The sequence below is a fragment of the Flexivirga sp. B27 genome (assembly GCF_052905685.1).
Map to the genome: position 1 here is coordinate 16,572 of NZ_JBPYUM010000003.1, position 19,292 is coordinate 35,863.

The following is a 19,292-nucleotide window of genomic DNA, read 5'->3' on the forward strand; positions in this document are numbered from 1 at the left end:
CCGTCGCAACGTCATACCCCATGGGGGTATTCCCAGCATACCTCGGCGGTGTGGACCTGAGGTGGCCGAGGAGGTCCGAGCGACCGCGAGGATCGTCTCGAGGCCACAACCAAGGTGGCCGAGCCCGTCGAGGTCACAACCAAGGTGGCCGAGGAGGTCCGAGCGACTGCGAGGATCGTCTCGAGGCCCCGACGAGGTTGCGACCTGCTCAAACGACCTCGGCGGCGCGATGTCGGTGCGCGCTGCCATGATCGGGCGATGACGGGAGACCTGGCGGAAGATGTCGTCCGGCGGGTGTGCGCAGCGGTCGCCGACATCGAGCCGTCCGACGAGCTTGCGGTGGCGCATCGGCGTGCCGCGCTGCGCTGGCTGGATTCGACGCAGGACATCTTCCGCCGGGTGAAGCCGGCCACGCCCTCGCCGCACTTGGTCGCCTACTTCCTGCTGGTCGACCGCCCGGCCGGCGCGGTGCTGCTGTGTGACCATCGCCTGTCCGGGCTGTGGCTGCCGACGGGCGGGCACGTCGAGCCGGGGGAGGACCCCGTGGACACGGTGCGTCGCGAGGTCGTCGAGGAGCTCGGGATCGAGGCCACGTTCGATCCAGTCGCGGGCGAAGCGCCGTTCTTCCTGACCGTCACCGAGACGGTGGGTGACCCTGCGGCGCGGCATACGGACGTCAGTTTGTGGTTCGCACTCGCCGGCAGTCGCGGGCAGGTGTTGCACCCCGACGAGCGGGAGTTCCGATCTGTGCGCTGGTGGCGCACGAGTGAGCTGTATGCCGCAGCCCCGTCGCGCATGGAGCCGCATCTCTTGCGTGCGCTGAAGCCACTTCAGCTCGATGTGTCGCCGGGTCGCGGCTGACGAGGCATGGGGAGATGTTGCGCATCAACGAGTCGGCAGCGGAAGCAGTCTCGGCATACGTTGCAGGCTGGTCGGTGTCGCGACGCACACCACCGCCAGAGCCGGCTCCTCTCGGCTGGCATGTCGCGAGCGGTCTCGCGCACGAGCCTGAGCGCTACGTGCCGGTCCGTGGCACGGAGTCTGACGTCAGGTCGCTGGCCGAAAGGTTGACGACTCCGCTGACCTGCGTGAAGTTCGCGGGCAGCCACCGGGATTGGCGGCCGACGTTCGGGTCTGAATGGGACGACAACCCGGTCGGGTGGTTCATGACGAAACGGCTCACACACCAGTCGGTCGAGCGACCGTTCGCGGGCGAGTTGGCTGTCGTGGCCGACCGTGATCTCGTGACCGCGCAGATCGCCCTGGATGGTCAGGTCGTTGCTTCCGGCCGAGCCGGTTTGGCGGGCAGCTGGTGCGTGCCTGACCGCATCCGCACCAGCGAGCACCACCGCAGGCGTGGACTGGGCAGCACCGTCATGCAAGCGCGCTGCTCGACGCCGCACTCGTGGCTGGTGCCGAGCGTGCTGTCCTGGACGCTTCGCCTGACGGCCGCGGTCTCTACGAGGCGATGGGGTGGGACATGTGCTCGCCGCAATTCGGAGTGACCCGACGCTGACCTGAGGTGCAGCTGAATCAGCTCGCGGAGCAGCTCAAGCAGCTCAAGCAGCTCGTCGTGAAAGTCGATACATAGCGTCCGATACGTATCGATATATGAACAAAGGTGAGCGGCGCTGGGAGTGCGATGCTCTCCGGAAAGGCTGTGTGTTATATGAAATTTACGGACATGAAGTCTTCCAAATAGATCGAACAGGTGTATTATATAAGTATGAAGGATCCGCAGAACGAGCAGCCGCCCACACCGGGTGCCGGCTCGACTGCGGCCGACAAGATCAGTGCGGCGTTCACGTTGTTGACTGCGGCATTCCAGGACTCGCGGACCGACGCCGACTCACTGGCCAAGGACGACCTCGTTGATCAGGTGGTGGTCGCCCAGCAGGTGCTCAACACGGTGTGGGCGCTGCAATCGGCCCGGCTCGCGCAGGCCGGCGCGATCGAGGAGCGCTTCGCGCCGGACTCGCGTGACCCACGGGGGCACCGTGAGACGCAGGTGCGGCATCCGATCGGGTCCTTCCACGCCGAGTTCATCGGATCGGACGTCGGGCCACGGCTCGGGTGGACCACCGGGCAGGCCGAGGCTCGGGTGCACGAGGCGACCGATGCGATCACTCGCACGCCACGCTTGTTCCAGCGGATCGGGTCCGGTGAGCTCGAGCCGGCCAAGCTCACCACCATCCATCGTGCTCTCGGCCGGGTGGAGCGGGGCGTCACCGACGACGGCACCACGGCAACGCTCGACCTGGCACGAGAGGTCGAAACCGCCATGCTGGGCGACCCGAACGACGCCGACAGTGCGGCCGAGGCCGCCGTCGTCGAGGAGCAAGGCACCCGCTTGCTCGCCGGGCAGTCGACGCCGCAGGTGCGCTACCGCACTGCACGGATCATCGCCTCGATCGATCCGGCAGCCGCCGACGAAGCCGCGAAGCGACGTCGCCGGCAGCGGGTCGGCGTCTACACACATCCGGACGGCGAGCCCGGTCTGAGCCAACTGCACGCGATCCTGCCGTCCGCGGCCGCAGCGCGCGTGATGGCCGCAGTTGATCGGCATGCCCGCGATCTGCACGCAGACACCACCACGGACAAGACACTCGCCGAGTGCCGCGCCGACGCGCTCGCCGATCTCGTCCTGGGCAACGCGAGTGTGAGCACTCACCTCGTCGTGCAAGTCCCGGTCCGCACCGGAGCGTCGTATGCCGCCGGATTTGCAACCTCCGGTTCATCGGAGAGCGCTGCGGGAGGTGCCGCAACGCAGGCGCCCGACCGAAGTCCTCGCGGGAGCGCGGTGTTCGCGCATCCGGTCAGCGGGCTGCCAACCGACCTGCCGGGGCACGATGCGCAGGGCTCCCCTTTTGCTTCCTCCTCGTCTGCTTTCTCGCAGGAGACCGGCGGCGGCTCGACCTGGAAGTCCCAGGATGCCGTCGACCGGGAGTTCAACGAGCTCCTCAAGCAGTGGTACGCGCCCGATCCGGACGAGGTGGACCACGACGAGGATGACCTCTTTGACGACAGCTGGGAGCTGGACGACAGGTGGGCGAATGCCCGCCCGCCTGACCCGGGCGAGTCGGCCACCGGCGCTGAGGAAGGCACTGCAAAGGGCAACGTCGACGCGAACGCGCAACCATGCGCTGGTTCCGCACTGCTGGATGCTTTGAGCCAGGGCGCGGGTCCACCCGATGCGTGCGCGCGTGAAATCCGACTGGGTGACGCACGCCTGGGTGACGCGATCGTGCCGGGCATCGGTGACATCCCCGCCCACGTGATCGAGGCGATGTCTCGATCGTTCGGCACGACGATGACGCGCGCGCTCATCGACGCCGACACCGGCATCACACTCGAGAGCAGCCAGATCGCCTACCGGCCGAGCCCGCGGTTACGACATTTCATCGAGACACGCGACCGGCACTGCCGCTTCCCCGGCTGCACCCGCGCTGCACGCTGGTGCGACATCGACCACGTGGTGCCGTGGCCGCTGGGGCCGACCGCAGCCGCCAACCTGATCTGCCTGTGCCGACACCACCACCGCACGAAGCAGTCACACGGGTGGTCGGTCACCGTGACACCGCTCGGTGTCTGCACCTGGACCAGCCCGTCCGGCCGCGTCTACCTCACGACCCCCGCCGAATAGTCCTCTCCCGAGCTGCCGCGGCCGCTGCCCGGCCGCCGCGGTCACCTGGGTCAACCTGACGGATCAGCTTCGGCTTCGCGACAAGCCCAGGTGACGGGATCGCCAACGCGCTCCGGGACGCGGGGCGCCCGGGTGAGGTGGACCGGGCTCAGCCCGTGACCCCGGGCGCGGATGTCGCGGTGACCGTGATGTGAGCAAGGCTCTCGAGATGCGGACAAGCGTCGGCGATGAGCACCTCGCGGACGACCTCCACCGCACAAGACCCCACGGCACCGACGAACAGATGATGGCAACGGTGCAGGTGGCGGTCACCCTCCGGCAGCCATTCGTGTGCCCACGCGGCGAGACTCTCCGCGAGTCGATGCCCGGGCTGGACACTCCCAACAGCCCGTGGCAGCCACTGCACGGCGACCCGCTCCGGAACCGACAGCTCTGGCGGGCCGGCCTGGATCGGCGTCTCCACCAAGATCTGCCCGTAGGCGTCACGGGGGAGCGCGGCGGCGAGTTCGCGAATGACCGGCAGATCCTGCTCGTCCCCGGCGATGAGCACGTGGGTCGAGGGACCTCGGCGGTGACGATTCATGCAGTGACTGTAACTAAGCCAAGCCTTACCTAAAAGCTGGGGGTCCAGTTCGTGGGACGTGAGTGGACGCAGAGCGAGGGCGGGCGACCCTGTCGGATCGCCCGCCCTCGTGGAGTCGTACCGGGATCATCCGGCGATGTGCGCCTCGAGGAGCCACCGATCCTTGGTGAGGCCGCGCTCGATCTCGATCGCGATGTCCTGGCTGACGAGATCGACCTCGTCGAGGCCATTGATGGCCGCACGAACGGTCACCAGAGCGGCGTCCAACTGGGCGACGACCTCGGTAACCGTGGTCTCCCACTGCTGGAAGCCTGCGGACAGAGTCGGGAGAGTCGCCTTCTCTGCGACGGTGGTCAGGCGCGAGTCGAGCGGGAGGCCGAGGGCGACCACACGCTCGGCAGCGGCGTCGGCGTAGTCCTGCGCGTGCGCCACGACACCGTCGAGCAGCTCGTGGATGCCGATGAAGCTGTCGCCACGCGTGTGCCAGTGAGCCTGCTTGCCGTTGACGACCAGTGCCTCGAGGTCGATGACGACCGGGGCCAGGAACTGTGCCGACCCCGAAGCCAGCTCAGAAGTCGTGGTGCTGGTGGTCGTGCTGGATTGGGTGGCCATGATTTACGTCCTTTCCGCGACTACCTGCGTGGGTCTGGGCCCAATACTTTCGCGTATGGCGGGCGCGTGCAAGGAAGAGAAGCCTGACCAACCCTGCGCGAAAAACAAGCGCTGGCAGTCTGTTTGGTTGTCCGTCGGCGATGCACCTTCACGCACCCCGTTGCGCGGTGAGCACCACCGCCGGGCCGGCGCCGTCGGTCGGGGTCAACCGCAGCTCGGCCGTCGGCTCCAGCCCGGCCGCGCGCAGCAGCGTGACGAGCTGCTCGGGTCGCCAGCGGTGCGTCGTCCACTGCACGGGCACGTCGCCATACGCCCGGGTGCGAGCGACGTCCTCGTCGCCGACGTGGGTGCCGATGATCAGCTGCCCGCCGGGTCGCAGCGCGGCCGCGCAGTGCGCGAGCACCGGCGGCACGAGGTCACGCGGCAGGTTGAACAGTGACCACCAGCCCAGGATGCCGCCGTATGACGCCGGCGCCAGGTCCAGCTCGGTCCACGAACCCACCTCGAAGCGGCACTCCGAGTGCAGCCGTCGCGCGTTGGCGATCATCTGCGGTGAAAGGTCGATGCCGGACACGTCGACACCACGCTCGGCGAGGTATGCCGTGACGGTGCCCGGCCCGCACCCGACGTCGAGCACCGGCCCGAGATCGCGCACGTCGTCGGCGAAGATGTCGATCGCCGCGAGCAGCCACGGTTGCCGGCGGATGTCGCCGATGCCGTCCTCGATCACCATCCGTGCGTAGTTGTCGGCGACGGCGTCATAGGACGCACGGACCGTCTCCAGGTCCTCGGGATGGCGGGTGGCGGGTCCGGTCACGGGTGGCTCGCTTCTCTCGGGTGTTGGGTCTACTCGGCAGCTGCGGGCCCAGTCAAGCCGTCGGGTACGACACGCCAGCCCGGGGAGTCCCCGTAGAGTCGCAGGCGTGACCACCGACCGCGACGTCGCGCCGGGTGACACACGGCTGTCGCCCAATTTCTGGCGGCTGTGGACCGGCGAGTCGGTGTCGGCCTTCGGCACCTACGTCACGCTCCTGGCACTGCAGGTGCTCGTCCTGGTCACCCTGCACGGCAACGCTCAGGACGTCGGCTGGGTCAACGCGGCCCGCTGGTTGCCCTACCTGCTCTTCGGCCTGCTCGTCGGCGCATGGGTGGAGCGACGTCGCCGGCAGCCGGTGATGATCGCGACCGACCTGCTGTGCGGCGGGTTGCTCGCCGTCATACCGCTCGCCTGGGCCACCGGTGTCCTGTCCGTGCCCGTCCTCGTCGCCGTCGTCTTCCTGTATGGCGCGGCCGCGCTCTGCAACGATGCCGCGTCGATGGCCGCCCTGCCCCGCATCGTCCCGCGCAACAACCTGCAGCGCGCACATGCTCTGTCGGACGGATCCTCCGCGGTGGCGCAGACCGCCGGCCCGGCGCTGGCCGGAGTGCTGATCCGGGTGCTCGGCGCACCGGTCGCGGTGCTGGTCGACGCGGCGAGCTATGTCTTCTCTGCGGTGATGATGGGCACGCTGAGGCTGGATGAAAAGCGTGTGCTGCCAGGGCGATTCGAGAGCTCGGTCCGCCGCGACATCGGTGACGGCGTGCGCTGGATCTACCGCGGACACACGCTGGCACCGCTGGCCATCGGCACGCACGTCTGGTTCGCGGCGAACGCAACGCTCGGCGTCGTCGTGCCCACCTTCGCGCTGCACACCGTGCGCCTGTCGGTCCTGCAGTTCAGCATCACCAGCGCGATCGCCGGGCTGGGCGCGGTCGTCGGAGCGAGCATCACAACCGCCGTCGGACGGCGCCTCGGCACCGGCCGGACGATCATCACCGCTCACCTGATCTCGGTCGTGGGTGTCGTGGTGATGGCGCTCGCCTTCGCGAGCCATAACTGGGCGGCGATGACCACGCTCGCCGTCGGGCAGGGGTTGCACGGCATCGCGATGGGCATGAGCAACTCGCACGAGACGGGCTACCGGCAGGCGGTCACGCCCGACGAGTTGCAGGCGCGGACCAACATCACCATGCGTGCCTTCAACCGTGCCGTGATCGTCGTATTCGCCCCGGTCGCAGGCCTTTTGGCGACCGTCATTGGGACTCGAGCCTCGCTCCTGGTCGCGGCCGGTGTATTCGCGCTCGCCGTCGTGGTGCTCGCGGCATCGCCCGTCCGGCAGGCGAATATCATGGAGCCGCGTTGAGCGCCGCGGAGCTGTCCACGGTGTCGGTGCACCTCGCGGACCGCCGGGCCTCTGCGCAACGACATCTGCTGACGTGTCTTCGATTGACCGAGCCGCGTCAGCCCATCGGGTCGGTGACATCGGCAGCATTCGCGCCGAGTGCTCGTATGACGTCATCGGCCGCCACAGTTGCCGACACACCGTGTCCGCCGGCGCCGATCGAGATGACGCCGGTGACGCGGCTGTCTGCGATGACCGGCCATGCCCGCAGCGATCCGAACGGCGTGATCGTGCCGCGCTCGTAACCGGTAACGTCGAGCGCGGTCGCGGCGTCAGGCATCGAAAGCCGTTTGACACCAAGCAGATCCCGCAGTTTCGGCCACGAGATCTTGCGGTCGCCGGGCACCAGCACGAAGAGGTAGTCGTCGTCACCGCGGCGTACGACGATCGTCTTGGCGATCTGTGCGGGCTCCATGCCGCGCACGGCAGCCGCCTCGGCGAGTGAGCCGACGGGGCCGTGCCGGACGATCTCGTGGGGTATGCCGGCCGCGGCCAAGGCTTGCGCCGAACGTTCTTCGCCGCTGCTCGTCACAGTCCCCATCCTTCGATCCAGTGCTTTGCCAGTTCACTTGGCTGCCGACTTTGACCGTACTCATAGGGCTTCACAGCCGCCGCAGGAGCGTCCGGCACGGCTCGACGGCACGAAGCTGGATGTTCTCGCGGCGCTGTGACGCCCACGTGTCGCGGGTCAGCCGCCACCGGTTCATCAGTGCAGGGTCACTATGTCGTGTCGCCCACTCCACTCCGTTGGGCTCATAACCGAGATCGCGAGAAATTGCGTTGGAGGCGTGGTTGTCCACGAATGCTTCACTGGTGGCCTCGGTCGCGTCGAGTCCGTCGAAGGCCAGGTGCAAGGCGGCAGAACGCATTTCGTGACCGATCCCACGCTGCCGGTGGTCAGCCGACACCCACGAAAAAGTCGTGACGGCGCCGATGGTCGCGAAGTTCACGCCGATGATGTCTTGCATCCCGATCAGTCCGTCGTCGGTGACGACGACGAAGAACAGCCGCCACGACTGCGCGTTGACCATGCCGCGTCCGCGCCAGATCGCCTGCAACCACTTGGCCACCCGCAACTCCGGGTCAGGCTCGTAGAACGACATCGGGTCGTCATACGGTGCGGGCTCAGCCGATGCCTTGCCGGCTCGGACGACGTCAGCGAGTTCGTCCAACAGTGCGTCGGTGGCAGAACGCAACTGCAGCATCGGTGTCTCGACACTCACATCAAGTAGCGGGTATCTCGCCACCTGTACCTCCGCGCAGTAAGAAGTTGCTGAGGAACCTCGATTCAACCCAGCTCGGCCCGCCGCCCGCAAGCGGATTGCCCGCCCGAAGAGTGGCTTGGCCAGTTGCGGATCGGTGCATGGGACTTGTCACGGATCGCCATCGATGTGAATTCCCGCGATGTCGTGCAAGTGATGGAGTACCCGCTTGGCGAACTCAGGACAAGACGCGGCGCGTAGCCTGGCGCACAGGTCGGCCTCGGCCGTCCTGCTGAGCCAGTAGTCGCGTTGCTGACAGGTGACAGAGCGCACGATGGCTGGTGCTGCCTCATCGACGAGCACGAAGAACTCGTCGGGCGTCATGGTGTCGTAGTAGGTGTCGCTACCGTCCCAGACGAAGTGCTTCGTATTGGAGGTCAGGAGGATGTCTGCCTGACACGCCAATGCCGCGGCATGGACGTGCGCGTCGTCAGGATCCCCGCCTCGGTAAGTGCCATCCACAGTGAAGTCAGCGACTCGGCCAATCTCGAACGTTTTGGCGAGTTGATCATGAACACGTGCGGTTTTTGCGCCGTCCCAGGTCGGGTGATCCTTTCTGAGGTGGTGAATCACATCGGCGAGGATCTCCTCGCTCCAGCACACCGTGAACAGGGCACCCTCTGTATAGAGCAGGCCCAACCAGTCGCGGGTGGTTCGTGAATAGAGGACGTTTGAGTCCGCGAACACGACATGCCTCCCGAGCCCCTGCATGCTCGGGAGGCTACCGTTTGGCAGCGGCTATTTCCCGCCTATGCCTCGTCTTCGTCGAGTTCATCACGCAGAGCTAGGAACGCGGCACGTTCGCGGGCGCGGCGCGCATGTAGCTCGCGCTGCACGTCGTCCGTCATCAGGCGGTTGTGACTGCCCACCTTGTGCGCCGGGATGCGCCCATCCTCAATCATCTTGAGCATTGTCGGTCGGGACACTCCGAGCATGGCAGCGGCGGTCGAGGTGGTGAGCTCTTTTGGTGTGGACATGACAGTGACGGTGCCGCCGGCGGCCATCGTCTCGAGAACCTGTTGCAGGATCCGGCCCAGGGCAGGTGGCAGATCCAGACGCTTCTCGCCTCGCTCTACAGCCAGCTTTCCCTCCGGGCCCGTGAGGTCCTCGAGCACCTGCTGGGCGAGCTCTTCGTCCTGGTGCGTGGTCAGCACGCGCCCGGCGGCGGGCAGGATCGGCGACATGGCGCGACCTTCCTCATCACTTCGTTCACTACAGCTTGACGTTGTAAGCGTATGACGCTGCACTTGTAATGTAAAGATGAAAACGCAAGGGGAGGTCTCGCCGAACACCACCGGAGTACCTGCACGACAAGTAGAGCTGCCGCGTCCAGAGCTGGCGAGACGATGGCAAAGCGGAGTCTGGCCACCCGCCAACAACCGGATTGGGTCGCGCGACGGTGCCGCCCGACCCAATCTTGTTGTGTTACAACGCCTTCAGGTAGGCAACGGTCGGAATGGGATGGAACCCGAGCGACTCGTAAAATGCCCGAGCCGGTGCGTGGAACCAGTCACCGCCGGTGCCGAGCTCGACATAGCGGGTCCCGCTCGCGCGCATCGCGTCCATCGCGTGCTCCATGAGGTCAGTGGCGACATGCGTACGCCGATGCCCCGCGTCGACCGCCAGCATGTCCACGATGCCGTGCTCAACGCGCGAGTCGTCCGGCAGCCAGGCGACATATCCGACGAGAGTCCCTTCATCCTCAGCGACCGCCACGTGTTTCTGGTTGACCGGATCGTGCAATTGCGGAACCTGCGCTCGATAGTCGTCGGCCCAGTGTCCGTGCTGGTGGTGGATCAGGTCTTGCTCATGATCCATGAGTGCCGGAAACGATTCCTCGTAGAACGGCCTGAACGTGGCGATGGTTAGTTCGATGAGTCGGGGTAGGTCTGCTGGCTGGTACGTGCGAATGCGCATGTGCGCGGTCCTTTCGCGGGAGAACTGTGGGCATGAGAAGGCAACCCGCGCCGTGCGGCGTGGGCACCAGTGAGGCAGTTCTCAGCGAGTACGCGTGATGACGAAGACATGCACCTGTCCATTGTGCGGACGACGGCGAGCACTGTCACCCGGTTTGTCCCCAGGGTCGTGTCACGATGTCTGGGTGGCGGCGGTGTTCCCGATTGCTCAATCACTCGTCGCCGCAAGGCGATTCAGATAACGCTGCTCGGGGATGCTGCGCGAACGCTCGGCCGCCCGCAGGAACGCCGCGCGCGCTTCGTCATACCGCCCCGCCTGACGCAGCAGGTGCCCGCGAGCGGCGTCCACGCGATGGCTGGTGTCGGGCGCCCGGTCGAGTGCCGCCAACCCGGCCTCGGGGCCGTCGACTTCCGCGACCGCGATCGCCCGGCCCAGTGCGACGGCCGGGCTCGGATCCACCTGCCACAACATGTCGTAGAGCTCGCGAATCTGCGGCCAGTCCGTCGCGCCGGCGGTGTCCGCTTCGTCGTGCACCGCGGCGATCGCGGCCTGCAACTGGAACGATCCGACATACCCGACCGGCAATGTGCGCTCGACCAGGTCGACGCCCTCGGTGATCAGCGCGTGATCCCAGGAGGTGCGGTCCTGCTCGTCGAGCGGCACGAGATCCCCGTCGCCGGTGAACCTCGCGGGCCGCCGCGCCTCGGTGAGCAGCAGCAGCGCGAGCAGCCCGGCATTCTCCGGGTCCGTCGGCGCGAGGCGGTGCAACTCCCGGGCCAGTCGGATCGCGGTCGTGCCCAGCGCCGACGGCCTTTGGTCAGCTCCGTCCTCGGCCGCGTGCGACCGCGTGTAGAGCAACGCGATCGCATGCCGCACCGCGAGCAACCGTCGTGGCAACTCCGCCGGCGCCGGTCGCTCGAACCGTGCGCCCGCCCGGCGCAGCGTGCTCTTCGCCCGGCTGATCCGCTGCGCCATCGTCGCCTCCGGCACGAAGAAGCCCTCCGCGATCTCCCGCGTCGTGAGGCCACCCACCGCGCGCAGCATCAGCGCGACCTGTGAGGTGGGGGACAGCGCCGCGTGGGTGCACAGCATCAGCAGCTGCAACGTGTCGTCATCTTCAGCATCGACAACGGTTTCCGGGGTCGCCGCGTCGAGGCGGGCCACCTTCTCCTCGCGGGTCCGACGCGCGACATCGGCGCGGATCTGGTCGATCATCCGCCGGGACGCGACCCGGGTCAGCCACCCGATCGGCTCGTCCGGGATGCCATCGCCCGGCCACTGCTCCGCGGCGGCGACGAGGGCGAGCTGCACCGCATCCTCACAGTCGGCGAAATTGTCATAGCGGCGCAACAGCGCCGCGAGGACGTATGGCGCGGCGTGGCGCCATACGTCCTCGAAGTCCGTGCCCGGCATCTCGGGCTCAGGCGTCCTCTGCGCCACCGCTCATCACCGGGCGCAGCTCGACCGTCTCACCGGGACCGCTGAAGAAGTTGGCGATCTGCTCCGCGCGCTCCTGCGACTCCACGTCGATGAGGAAGAAGCCCGCGAAATGCTCCTTGCCCTCGGCATACGGCCCGTCGGCCACGACCCGCTCACCGTCTTTGTAGCGGAACAGCCGCGAGGTCGCGGGCGAGCCGAGCGCTTCGCCGGTGACGAACTCGCCCCGCTCCATCAACTCGGCGAAGACGTCCTCGAACTCCTTGCTCAGCCGGTCACGTTCGGCTTGCGGCAGCGCCTTGTGCTCGGGTAGGTAGTCGGCGGTCGGGTGGCCCCAGGGCTGCGGGTTGGAGTGGATGAGAATGACGTATTTCATGGTTGCTCCTTGACTCTGTGCGGAAGCACCGGTTGCTTCCACCATCCAAGTCGAAGCCGTCGCGACGTTCTCGACATGCAGCCGGCTGATCGGTGGAATTCGCGATTCTCCGCCTGCGGTTGACAAACCAATAGTTCAGGACGAACTATCAGGCGGGTGCGCTCCGTGCCGGCTCAACTGCTGATCGTCGCCCTCGTCCTGGTGTGCGGCGTGGCGTGCTCCAGCGATGACGGGTCGTCGCGGGCAGGATCGGGCTCCGCGTCAGGAACGTCCGCGGTGAAGTCGGGCCCGGTGGCATACCGACCGCAGCAGTTCCACGGCTCGCCGAAGGCGTTCTACACCCCGCCCGACCCGCTCCCGAAGGTGCCGCACGGCACGTTGCTGCGTTATGAGCGTTCGCCGATGAAGGCACCTGGCGGAACGGTGTGGAAGGTCATGTACGCCAGCACCGCGCTGACCGGCAAACGGATCGCGGTCACCGGCCTGGTGATCGTTCCGAACGGGCAGCCGCCGACGCAGGGCTGGAAGCTGGTGTCCGTCGCACACGGGACGACCGGGATCGCCGACGACTGCGCGCCGTCGAGCGCTGATCTCCCGCGACCGGCCGGTCAACGACTTCCCTACACGGTGCGGATGGCGCACACCGACCTGGAGAAGCTGCCGCGGGCCGGCTACCTGAAGGCCGGTTACGTGCTCGCGATGACCGATTACGAAGGGCTCGGCACACCCGGCGTGCACCCCTACCTGGTGGGCGCGAGCGAGGGACGTTCCGTGCTCGACGCGGCCCGAGCCGCACGTCAGTTGCCCCACACCCCGGTGTCGAAAACCTTTGCTATTTGGGGATATTCACAAGGCGGTCACGCGGCCGCATGGGCCAACGACTTGGCCGCGAAATGGACGCCGGACCTGCACCTGGTGGGCACCGTCGCTGGTGGCCCGGTCAGCGAGATGAACCTCGTCGCCAACACGCTCGCCACGACGAAGATGGAGCCGAGCCTGCTGTTCATGATCGTCGCGGGGTATGCCGCGGCATACCCGCAGCTGCATCCGTCCGACATGCTCACGCCGGCCGGCATACGGGTGATGAAGCGGTTTGAGCGCAGTTGCAACGCATTCCGGACAGCCGCGAAGGGCAAGCCGCTGTCGACCCTCGTCAAGCCGGGATTCACCAAGAACACCGCCTGGCAGAAGCTGCTGGGAGAGAACAACCCCGCGCAGTACGGCTCACGCGCTCCGAAGTCCCCGCTGCTGATCCTGCACAGCAACGACGACGAAGTCGTCCCGGCATTCCTCAGCAAGACGATGTTCGACCGGATGTGCACCATCGGCTGGACCGTCGAGCGGCGGGTCTACCACAACGGCAAGGGTCACGTTGCCGAGGTGGCCAACGCGATGAGCGACGGGCTCCCCTGGATCAATGCTCGTATGGCGGGCACGAAGCCCGTCTCCACCTGCGCCAAGTCCGCGAAACACACTGACTGACAGGCGATCTCACGCCTCGGTGTTGATCTCCGGCCGATTGCTCAATGCCGACGCCGCAGCCTCGTCCGCGATCACGAGCACGTCCGGGTGACGCTGCAACCACGAGGCCGGGCAGTCCGCGCTCGGCGCCTGCTCCATCGCGTGGGCGAGCGCAGCGGCCTTGCGCTCCCCGGACGCCAGCAGCAGGATGCGCCGCGCCTCCAGAATGGTCCCGATGCCCTGGGTCAGCGCCTCGCGCGGCACGTCGTCGATCGAGTCGAAGAACCTGGCGTTGTCCCGCCGCGTGCGGTCGGCCAGCTTGACGGCGCGGGTGCGCGAATCCGCCTGGGATCCGGGCTCATTGAAACCGATGTGCCCGTTGGAGCCGATGCCGAGGATCTGCAGGTCGACGCCGCCGTTGTCGCGCAACTGCTGCTCGAAGCTGGCGGCCGCAGCCACCAGGTCGTGCGCTTCCGCGCGCGGCACACCCACCTGCCCCGCCGGTATGCCGAGCGGCTTCGCGATCTGCTCCAGCACGAACGTCGTGTAGCTCGCCGGGTGATCGGCGGGCAGCCCGACATATTCGTCGAGCGCGGCCAGCCGGAGCGTGCTCAACCGACCCTCGCTGCGCTTGGTCAGCTCGCGGTAGGTGGTCGCCGGTGTCCCGCCGGTCGCGACGCCGAGGACCTGCAACTCGCGGTCGGCATACGTCTGCAGGATCCGCTCGGCAGCGGCGCGACCCAGCGCCGCGTTGTCGGCGACGACCTCGATCTGCATGTGGGGGCCCTTCTCGTGCGTGTAATAGAGTTTCATTCTATCCGCAGCGTTATGAAACACCATTGCGCGGCGGATCCGTGACCATCCAGCGTGCCGGAGGCGACGATGCGCGACGAGTCAGTGGCGCCGAGCGTCGACGTGTTGCGGCTGGTCGCCGCCCGGCGGGAGGACCTGACACCGGCCCTGCAACGCATCGCCGACGCCATCATCGCCGCGCCCGACGACGTGACCCACATGTCGACGGCCGCTCTCGCGCAGCGTGCCGAGACCTCCGACGCCGCGGTGTCGCGCTTCTGCCGCAGCCTCGACATCGCCAGCTTTCCCGAGCTCCGGTCGCTCATCGCGGTCGCGCTCGCACAGGGCCGCCGCCCGGCATCGATCTCACTGGCCGACGTGCAGCGCAGCAGCGACCTCGGCACGATCGCCCGAGCGGTCCGCAACGCGCACGTCGATGCTGTCGACCTGACCTTCGCACGGCTGGACACCGACGTGGCGACGCTCGCGATCGACGCGATCGCGACAGCACGCCAGGTTCTCTGCTTCGGCGTCGGTGCCGCGGCCGGTGTGGTCGTGGACCTCAACCTCAAACTCGAGTTGGCCGGAGTCCCCGTCACGGCCACGAGCGACGTCCACCATGCACTGTCGATCGCGGCACGGTCCGGCGCTGACACCGTCGCCGTCGTCGTCAGCCAGTCCGGCGCCACTCGCGAGTGCGTGGAGGTCGCCCAGGCCGGCATCGCCGCAGGCGTGACGGTCCTGGCGATCACCGCCGACACCGGCTCGGCGCTGGGCCGGACGGCAACACTGGTGCTGCGTCCCGTCGCGCACGAGCCCAGCGTCCGGTCCGGCGGCACCGCCTCCCGCATCGGCCAGCTGTATGTCGTGGACCTGCTCTACCTCGGGCTGCTCGCACGCGCTCCGCACGACGAGTCGGTGGCAGCCGACCGGATGCGTCACGCGGTCCGTCCGCACCGGCTCTCCGGCGACAGGTGACCGCACTACGCTGAAAATGCGTGCGATGCCGCAACGACGTGACGCCGCACAGCCGACGACAAGGAGTTGAGCGGATGAAGATCGGAGTCCCCACAGAGGTCAAGTCGGGCGAGCACCGGGTGGGCATCAGCCCGGTCGGTGTCCACGAGCTCGTCGGCAACGGGCACGAGGTGCTGTTGCAGCGCGGCGCCGGCGAGGGCAGCTCGATCGCCGACGAGCGGTATGTCGCCGAAGGTGCGACCCTCGTCGACGACCCGGACGATGTGTGGGGCGACGCCGACATCGTGCTGAAGGTGAAGGAGCCGGTTGCCGAGGAATATCACCGGCTGCGCGACGACCTCACCCTCTTCACCTACCTACACCTTGCCGCGGACGAGTCCCTCACCCGCGAGTTGCTGGACCGCAAGGTCACCGGAATCGCTTACGAGACAGTGCAATTCCCGTCCGGCATGCTGCCATTGCTCTATCCGATGAGCGAGGTTGCCGGCTGCCTGGCACCCCAGGTCGGCGCGCACGCACTACTGAAGGAGCAGGGCGGTTCTGGTGTGCTGATGGGCGGCGTCGGTGGTGTCTCCAGCGCGAAGGTCGTCGTGCTCGGCGCCGGTGTGACCGGCCAGAACGCCGCCAACATCGCCCTGGGCATGGGTGCCGACGTCACAGTGTTGGACACCGACCTGGAGAAGCTGCGAATGACGTTCTGGCGCTATGACAACCGGGTGCGGCAGATCGCCAGCTCGGCGCTGGCCGTGCGTGAGCAGGTGCTCGCCGCAGACCTGGTCATCGGCTCGGTGCTGATCGCGGGCGCTCGGGCGCCGAAGCTCGTCACGAACGACATGGTCGCCGAGATGAAACCCGGGTCGGTCCTGGTCGACATCGCCGTCGACCAGGGCGGCTGCTTCGAGGACACCCACCCAACGACACACGCCGACCCGACCTTCCAGGTGCACGGCAGCACGTTCTACTGCGTCGCGAACATGCCCGGTGCGGTCCCCAACACCTCCACCTGGGCGCTCACCAACGCCACCCTCCCGTATGTCGTCAACCTCGCGAACCACGGCTGGCGCGACGCGTTGCGTGCCGACCCGGCCTTCGCGCGTGGCCTCAACACCCACGCCGGTGACATCGTGTGCAAGCCGGTGGCTGAGGCTCACGGCCTCGAATCCGTCGACGTGGCAAGCGTGTTGGGCTGATTTCTGGGTCCAGGTCAGCTCCGGCGTCGCGCCAGCAGGGTCGAGTCGTCGATGTCGAAAGTGTCACCGTCGCGGGTGACGGTGCGCGGGCGCTGCTCGACCACGATCGCCTCGAAATCGTCCGGCAGCCCGGGCAGCAGGTCGCGCGCCAGGAACATCGACTTGCGTTTGGCCTCCGTCAGCTCGGCGAAATGCGCCGCCGGTGAGTGCCCCACGACCAGCAGGTGCCCACCCGGCGCGACGGCGGTCGCGAAGGCGGTGACCGCGTCCGTCATACGGCCGTCGGGCAGGTGCAGGAAGTGTGAGGTGACCAGGTCGTAGGAGCGGCCCGCCGCGTCGAACTCGCGGGCGTCGACCTGCCACCAGTCGGTGCGATCGGCGACTCCGGCCGCCTCGGCGTGCTGCGCCGCGCGGGCCAGGCCGTTGGCGGAGAAGTCCGCGCCGGTGACCTGCCAGCCCTGCTGCGCCAGCCAGATGACGTCCCCGCCCTCACCGCAACCGACGTCGAGCGCGGTCCCGGGCGTCAGCCGCCCGGCTTCGGCCACCAATTGCGGGTTGGCATCGCCGCTCCAGACCGAGTCGGTCCCGGCATACCGCTCCTGCCAGCTCGCCGCCTCGAAGTAGTCCGGCTCCTCACCCGAGCCGTGCGTGCTGCGCGGCGGTCGTTGAGCGGGTGGGATCGACCGCGAGATGTCATGGGAGTGCTTGTCGGAGTGCATGGGTCGAGCATGACAAGCCGTCGGCGGACCGGCAAACGGGTTTGCCGAATCAGCAAACGGTGGTCAGGGCGTGGCTGCGGCCTGCTTCTCCAGCTCGGTCGCGCGCGGCCGGTGCGGATTGCGGAAGAACGCCACGGCGGCCACCGCGACGATCGCGAGCGCGGCCGGCAGGTAGAGCGACTCACCCATGGCGCGGGAGAACCCGTCGGCGACGACGGCCGGCAGGTGCACGGCCGCGCCACCGGAGCCCTCGGTCGCCGAGTAGGAACCGGCCGACGCGCCCAGGTGGGCGTGCAGTCGTGACTCCATCACGGCTGCGATAGCCGCGCTGCCGATGACGGCGCCGACCTGGCGGGTCATGTTGTAGACGCCGGCTCCGGCGCCCGCCCGTTGCGGGGGCAGCGTGCGGGTCGCCGTCACCGACAACGGCGACCACATGAACGCGTTGGCCAGGCCGAGCAGCGCCAGCGGCAGCAGCAGCTGCCAGGTCGCGGCACCCGGCGTGAGGACAGCGCCCAGCCAGAAGAGCGAAACCGTCAGGCACACCAGCCCGAAACCGCCGATCAACGACGGGTGGTAGCGGTCGACCAGCTGGCCGACGAACGGCGCACCGATGACGTTGACCACCGCCATCGGCACGAAGAGCAACCCGGCCTGGGTCGGCGACAGCTCACGCACGACCTGTGCGTAGAGCATCATCGGCAGTGCGAACGCGGTGATCACGAAGCCGACGATGCTGATCGCGATGTTGGCCAGGCTGAAGTTGCGGTCCTTGAAAAGGACGAGCGGCACCAGCGGATCGGACGTCGTGCGCGACTGCCACCACAGGAAGATCGCCATCAACACCAGCCCGACCGCGATCAGCAACGGCACCGAAACGAAGCTCCACATGGTGCCCCAGTCATAGGACTCGCCCTCCTGGATGCCGAAGACCAGGCAGAACAACCCGACACCGCTGAGCGCGACGCCGACCCAGTCGAAGCTGTGCGAGTGCACCGGCAGCGACGGCACCAGCCACCAGGCGAGTGCGAAGCCGATGACACCGACCGGCACGTTGACGTAGAAGATCCACTCCCAGCCCCAGCTGGTGGTGATCACACCGCCCAGGACCGGCCCGACGAGGGTCGCCACGCCGGCGACGGCGCCCCACAGGCTCATCGCCTGCCCGCGCCGCTCACCCGGGAACGTGCGGGTGATGACCGCCATCGTCTGCGGTGTCATCAGCGCAGCACCCAGGCCCTGTGTGACGCGCGCCGCGATCAGCATCCCGATGCTGTCCGTCAGGCCGCACCACAGTGAGGACACGGTGAAGATCGCGAGCCCGATCAGGTAGAGCCGGCGCGGCCCGAACCGGTCGCCGAGCCGTCCGGCGACCAGCAGCGGCACGGCATACGCGAGCAGGTAGGCGCTGACCACCCAGACCGCGTTGTTGATGTTGGTGTGCAGGCCCTCCTGGAGTGCGGGTATGGCGACCGACACGATGGTCGAGTCGACCAGGATCATGAAGAAGCCGATGCACAGCGCGATCAGCGCACGCCACGGGTTGACCTGCTGCGACTCCAAGAGGGACGTCCTTCTAACTGGGGTGTGGTCCTGGGGGTGACGAGAGCGAGCTCCACTCTAGGGCGCGGATCTGACAGCGGAACGCCCTCCCGGTCGGTGACCGGAAAGGCGTTCAGCGGTGGTGGGTCGGTGGTGGGTCAGGCGCCGGAGGGCGGGTTCTGACCGGGGTCGATCGGCGGCTGCTGGTCGCCGGTCACCGGGTCGGTTGCCGAGTTGTCGGTCGCCGGCTTGTTGCCGCCCGGGCGCTGCTCGGCGAGCTTGTCGGCACCCTTGAGCGCCGCGTCCTGCACCCCGCTGATCTTGTCGTGATATTTGCCCTGGGTCTTCTCGTCGATCTTCGAGCCCAGTTTGCCGAGCATGCCGGCGAACTTGTCCTTGTTGTCGTGCGCCAACTGCCCCGCCTTCTCCTTCGCCTGCTGAGCGGCGTCGCCGGCGTTCTTCTTGAAATCATCGGTGTTCGGCACGGTGCAACTCCCTTTGTCGATAGACCTTCAACTATTGAACGCAAACGACCGCATCGCAAGGTCGGTTCCGTGC

At 67.5% G+C, this 19,292-nt stretch carries 21 protein-coding genes; 7 read left to right on the forward strand and 14 right to left on the reverse strand.

Features of this window, described 5'->3' with window-relative positions; translation table 11 throughout:
* The first annotated feature begins 258 nt into the window (after positions 1-258).
* The 3 genes from ACSZL9_RS12380 to ACSZL9_RS12390 all read left to right on the forward strand — a co-directional run bounded on the left by ACSZL9_RS12380 (position 259) and on the right by ACSZL9_RS12390 (position 3,643).
* A complete protein-coding gene (locus tag ACSZL9_RS12380) occupies positions 259-861 on the forward strand; it encodes an NUDIX hydrolase (RefSeq protein ID WP_446665815.1) in 603 nt (200 codons plus the stop codon).
* A 14-nt stretch (positions 862-875) separates the two neighbouring features.
* Positions 876-1,505, forward strand: a complete 630-nt coding sequence (locus ACSZL9_RS12385; RefSeq protein WP_446665816.1) for a hypothetical protein — start codon at positions 876-878, stop codon at positions 1,503-1,505.
* 221 nt (positions 1,506-1,726) lie between these two features.
* Complete coding sequence (locus tag ACSZL9_RS12390) at positions 1,727-3,643, forward strand: hypothetical protein (protein ID WP_446665817.1); 1,917 nt, start codon at positions 1,727-1,729, stop codon at positions 3,641-3,643.
* A 148-nt stretch (positions 3,644-3,791) separates the two neighbouring features.
* Here ACSZL9_RS12390 and ACSZL9_RS12395 read toward each other — a convergent pair whose 3' ends face one another.
* The 3 genes from ACSZL9_RS12395 to ACSZL9_RS12405 form a co-directional block, all read right to left on the reverse strand.
* Positions 3,792-4,226, reverse strand: a complete 435-nt coding sequence (locus ACSZL9_RS12395; RefSeq protein ID WP_446665818.1) for an SIP domain-containing protein — start codon at positions 4,224-4,226, stop codon at positions 3,792-3,794.
* Between the two features lie 126 nt (positions 4,227-4,352).
* Positions 4,353-4,838, reverse strand: coding sequence for a Dps family protein (locus tag ACSZL9_RS12400; protein ID WP_446665819.1), 486 nt, complete (start codon positions 4,836-4,838; stop codon positions 4,353-4,355).
* Between the two features lie 148 nt (positions 4,839-4,986).
* Positions 4,987-5,655: a class I SAM-dependent methyltransferase gene (locus tag ACSZL9_RS12405; RefSeq protein ID WP_446665820.1), complete on the reverse strand. Its 669-nt coding sequence runs from the start codon at positions 5,653-5,655 to the stop codon at positions 4,987-4,989.
* Between the two features lie 106 nt (positions 5,656-5,761).
* On the opposite strand from ACSZL9_RS12405, the gene ACSZL9_RS12410 reads away from it, so the two are divergent.
* Positions 5,762-7,021, forward strand: coding sequence for an MFS transporter (locus ACSZL9_RS12410; RefSeq protein ID WP_446665821.1), 1,260 nt, complete (start codon positions 5,762-5,764; stop codon positions 7,019-7,021).
* Between the two features lie 97 nt (positions 7,022-7,118).
* Here the strand turns inward: ACSZL9_RS12410 and ACSZL9_RS12415 are convergent, their stop codons facing one another.
* The 7 genes from ACSZL9_RS12415 to ACSZL9_RS12445 all read right to left on the reverse strand — a co-directional run bounded on the left by ACSZL9_RS12415 (position 7,119) and on the right by ACSZL9_RS12445 (position 12,052).
* Positions 7,119-7,601 carry an aminoacyl-tRNA deacylase gene (locus ACSZL9_RS12415; protein WP_446665822.1) on the reverse strand — a complete coding sequence of 161 codons (483 nt, stop codon included), beginning with the start codon at positions 7,599-7,601 and terminating at the stop codon, positions 7,119-7,121.
* A 61-nt stretch (positions 7,602-7,662) separates the two neighbouring features.
* Positions 7,663-8,283 carry a GNAT family N-acetyltransferase gene (locus tag ACSZL9_RS12420; RefSeq protein ID WP_446665823.1) on the reverse strand — a complete coding sequence of 207 codons (621 nt, stop codon included), beginning with the start codon at positions 8,281-8,283 and terminating at the stop codon, positions 7,663-7,665.
* Between the two features lie 150 nt (positions 8,284-8,433).
* Positions 8,434-9,033: a PIN domain-containing protein gene (locus tag ACSZL9_RS12425; RefSeq protein WP_446665824.1), complete on the reverse strand. Its 600-nt coding sequence runs from the start codon at positions 9,031-9,033 to the stop codon at positions 8,434-8,436.
* A gap of 38 nt (positions 9,034-9,071) precedes the next feature.
* Positions 9,072-9,506, reverse strand: a complete 435-nt coding sequence (locus ACSZL9_RS12430; protein WP_446665825.1) for a helix-turn-helix domain-containing protein — start codon at positions 9,504-9,506, stop codon at positions 9,072-9,074.
* 241 nt (positions 9,507-9,747) lie between these two features.
* Positions 9,748-10,239 (reverse strand): GNAT family N-acetyltransferase, encoded by a 492-nt coding sequence (locus ACSZL9_RS12435; RefSeq protein ID WP_446665826.1) that lies wholly within the window; start codon positions 10,237-10,239, stop codon positions 9,748-9,750.
* Between the two features lie 207 nt (positions 10,240-10,446).
* Positions 10,447-11,652 (reverse strand): RNA polymerase sigma factor, encoded by a 1,206-nt coding sequence (locus tag ACSZL9_RS12440; RefSeq protein ID WP_446665827.1) that lies wholly within the window; start codon positions 11,650-11,652, stop codon positions 10,447-10,449.
* Between the two features lie 7 nt (positions 11,653-11,659).
* Positions 11,660-12,052 (reverse strand): YciI family protein, encoded by a 393-nt coding sequence (locus tag ACSZL9_RS12445; RefSeq protein ID WP_446665828.1) that lies wholly within the window; start codon positions 12,050-12,052, stop codon positions 11,660-11,662.
* 165 nt (positions 12,053-12,217) lie between these two features.
* On the opposite strand from ACSZL9_RS12445, the gene ACSZL9_RS12450 reads away from it, so the two are divergent.
* Positions 12,218-13,534 carry a lipase family protein gene (locus tag ACSZL9_RS12450; RefSeq protein ID WP_446665829.1) on the forward strand — a complete coding sequence of 439 codons (1,317 nt, stop codon included), beginning with the start codon at positions 12,218-12,220 and terminating at the stop codon, positions 13,532-13,534.
* A 9-nt stretch (positions 13,535-13,543) separates the two neighbouring features.
* Here ACSZL9_RS12450 and ACSZL9_RS12455 read toward each other — a convergent pair whose 3' ends face one another.
* Complete coding sequence (locus ACSZL9_RS12455; protein WP_446665830.1) at positions 13,544-14,326, reverse strand: glucosamine-6-phosphate deaminase; 783 nt, start codon at positions 14,324-14,326, stop codon at positions 13,544-13,546.
* Between the two features lie 69 nt (positions 14,327-14,395).
* Here ACSZL9_RS12455 and ACSZL9_RS12460 point away from each other — a divergent pair, with 69 nt between their 5' ends.
* A complete protein-coding gene (locus tag ACSZL9_RS12460; protein WP_446665831.1) occupies positions 14,396-15,283 on the forward strand; it encodes a MurR/RpiR family transcriptional regulator in 888 nt (295 codons plus the stop codon).
* Between the two features lie 74 nt (positions 15,284-15,357).
* Entirely contained in the window at positions 15,358-16,473 is a 1,116-nt protein-coding gene (gene ald, locus ACSZL9_RS12465) for an alanine dehydrogenase (RefSeq protein ID WP_446665832.1), read from the forward strand.
* Between the two features lie 14 nt (positions 16,474-16,487).
* Here the strand turns inward: ald and ACSZL9_RS12470 are convergent, their stop codons facing one another.
* The 3 genes from ACSZL9_RS12470 to ACSZL9_RS12480 form a co-directional block, all read right to left on the reverse strand.
* A complete protein-coding gene (locus ACSZL9_RS12470; RefSeq protein ID WP_446665833.1) occupies positions 16,488-17,192 on the reverse strand; it encodes a class I SAM-dependent methyltransferase in 705 nt (234 codons plus the stop codon).
* Positions 17,193-17,255: 63 nt separating this feature from the next.
* Positions 17,256-18,755: a DHA2 family efflux MFS transporter permease subunit gene (locus ACSZL9_RS12475; RefSeq protein ID WP_446665834.1), complete on the reverse strand. Its 1,500-nt coding sequence runs from the start codon at positions 18,753-18,755 to the stop codon at positions 17,256-17,258.
* 137 nt (positions 18,756-18,892) lie between these two features.
* Complete coding sequence (locus ACSZL9_RS12480) at positions 18,893-19,219, reverse strand: antitoxin (RefSeq protein ID WP_446665835.1); 327 nt, start codon at positions 19,217-19,219, stop codon at positions 18,893-18,895.
* Between the last annotated feature and the right edge of the window lie 73 nt (positions 19,220-19,292).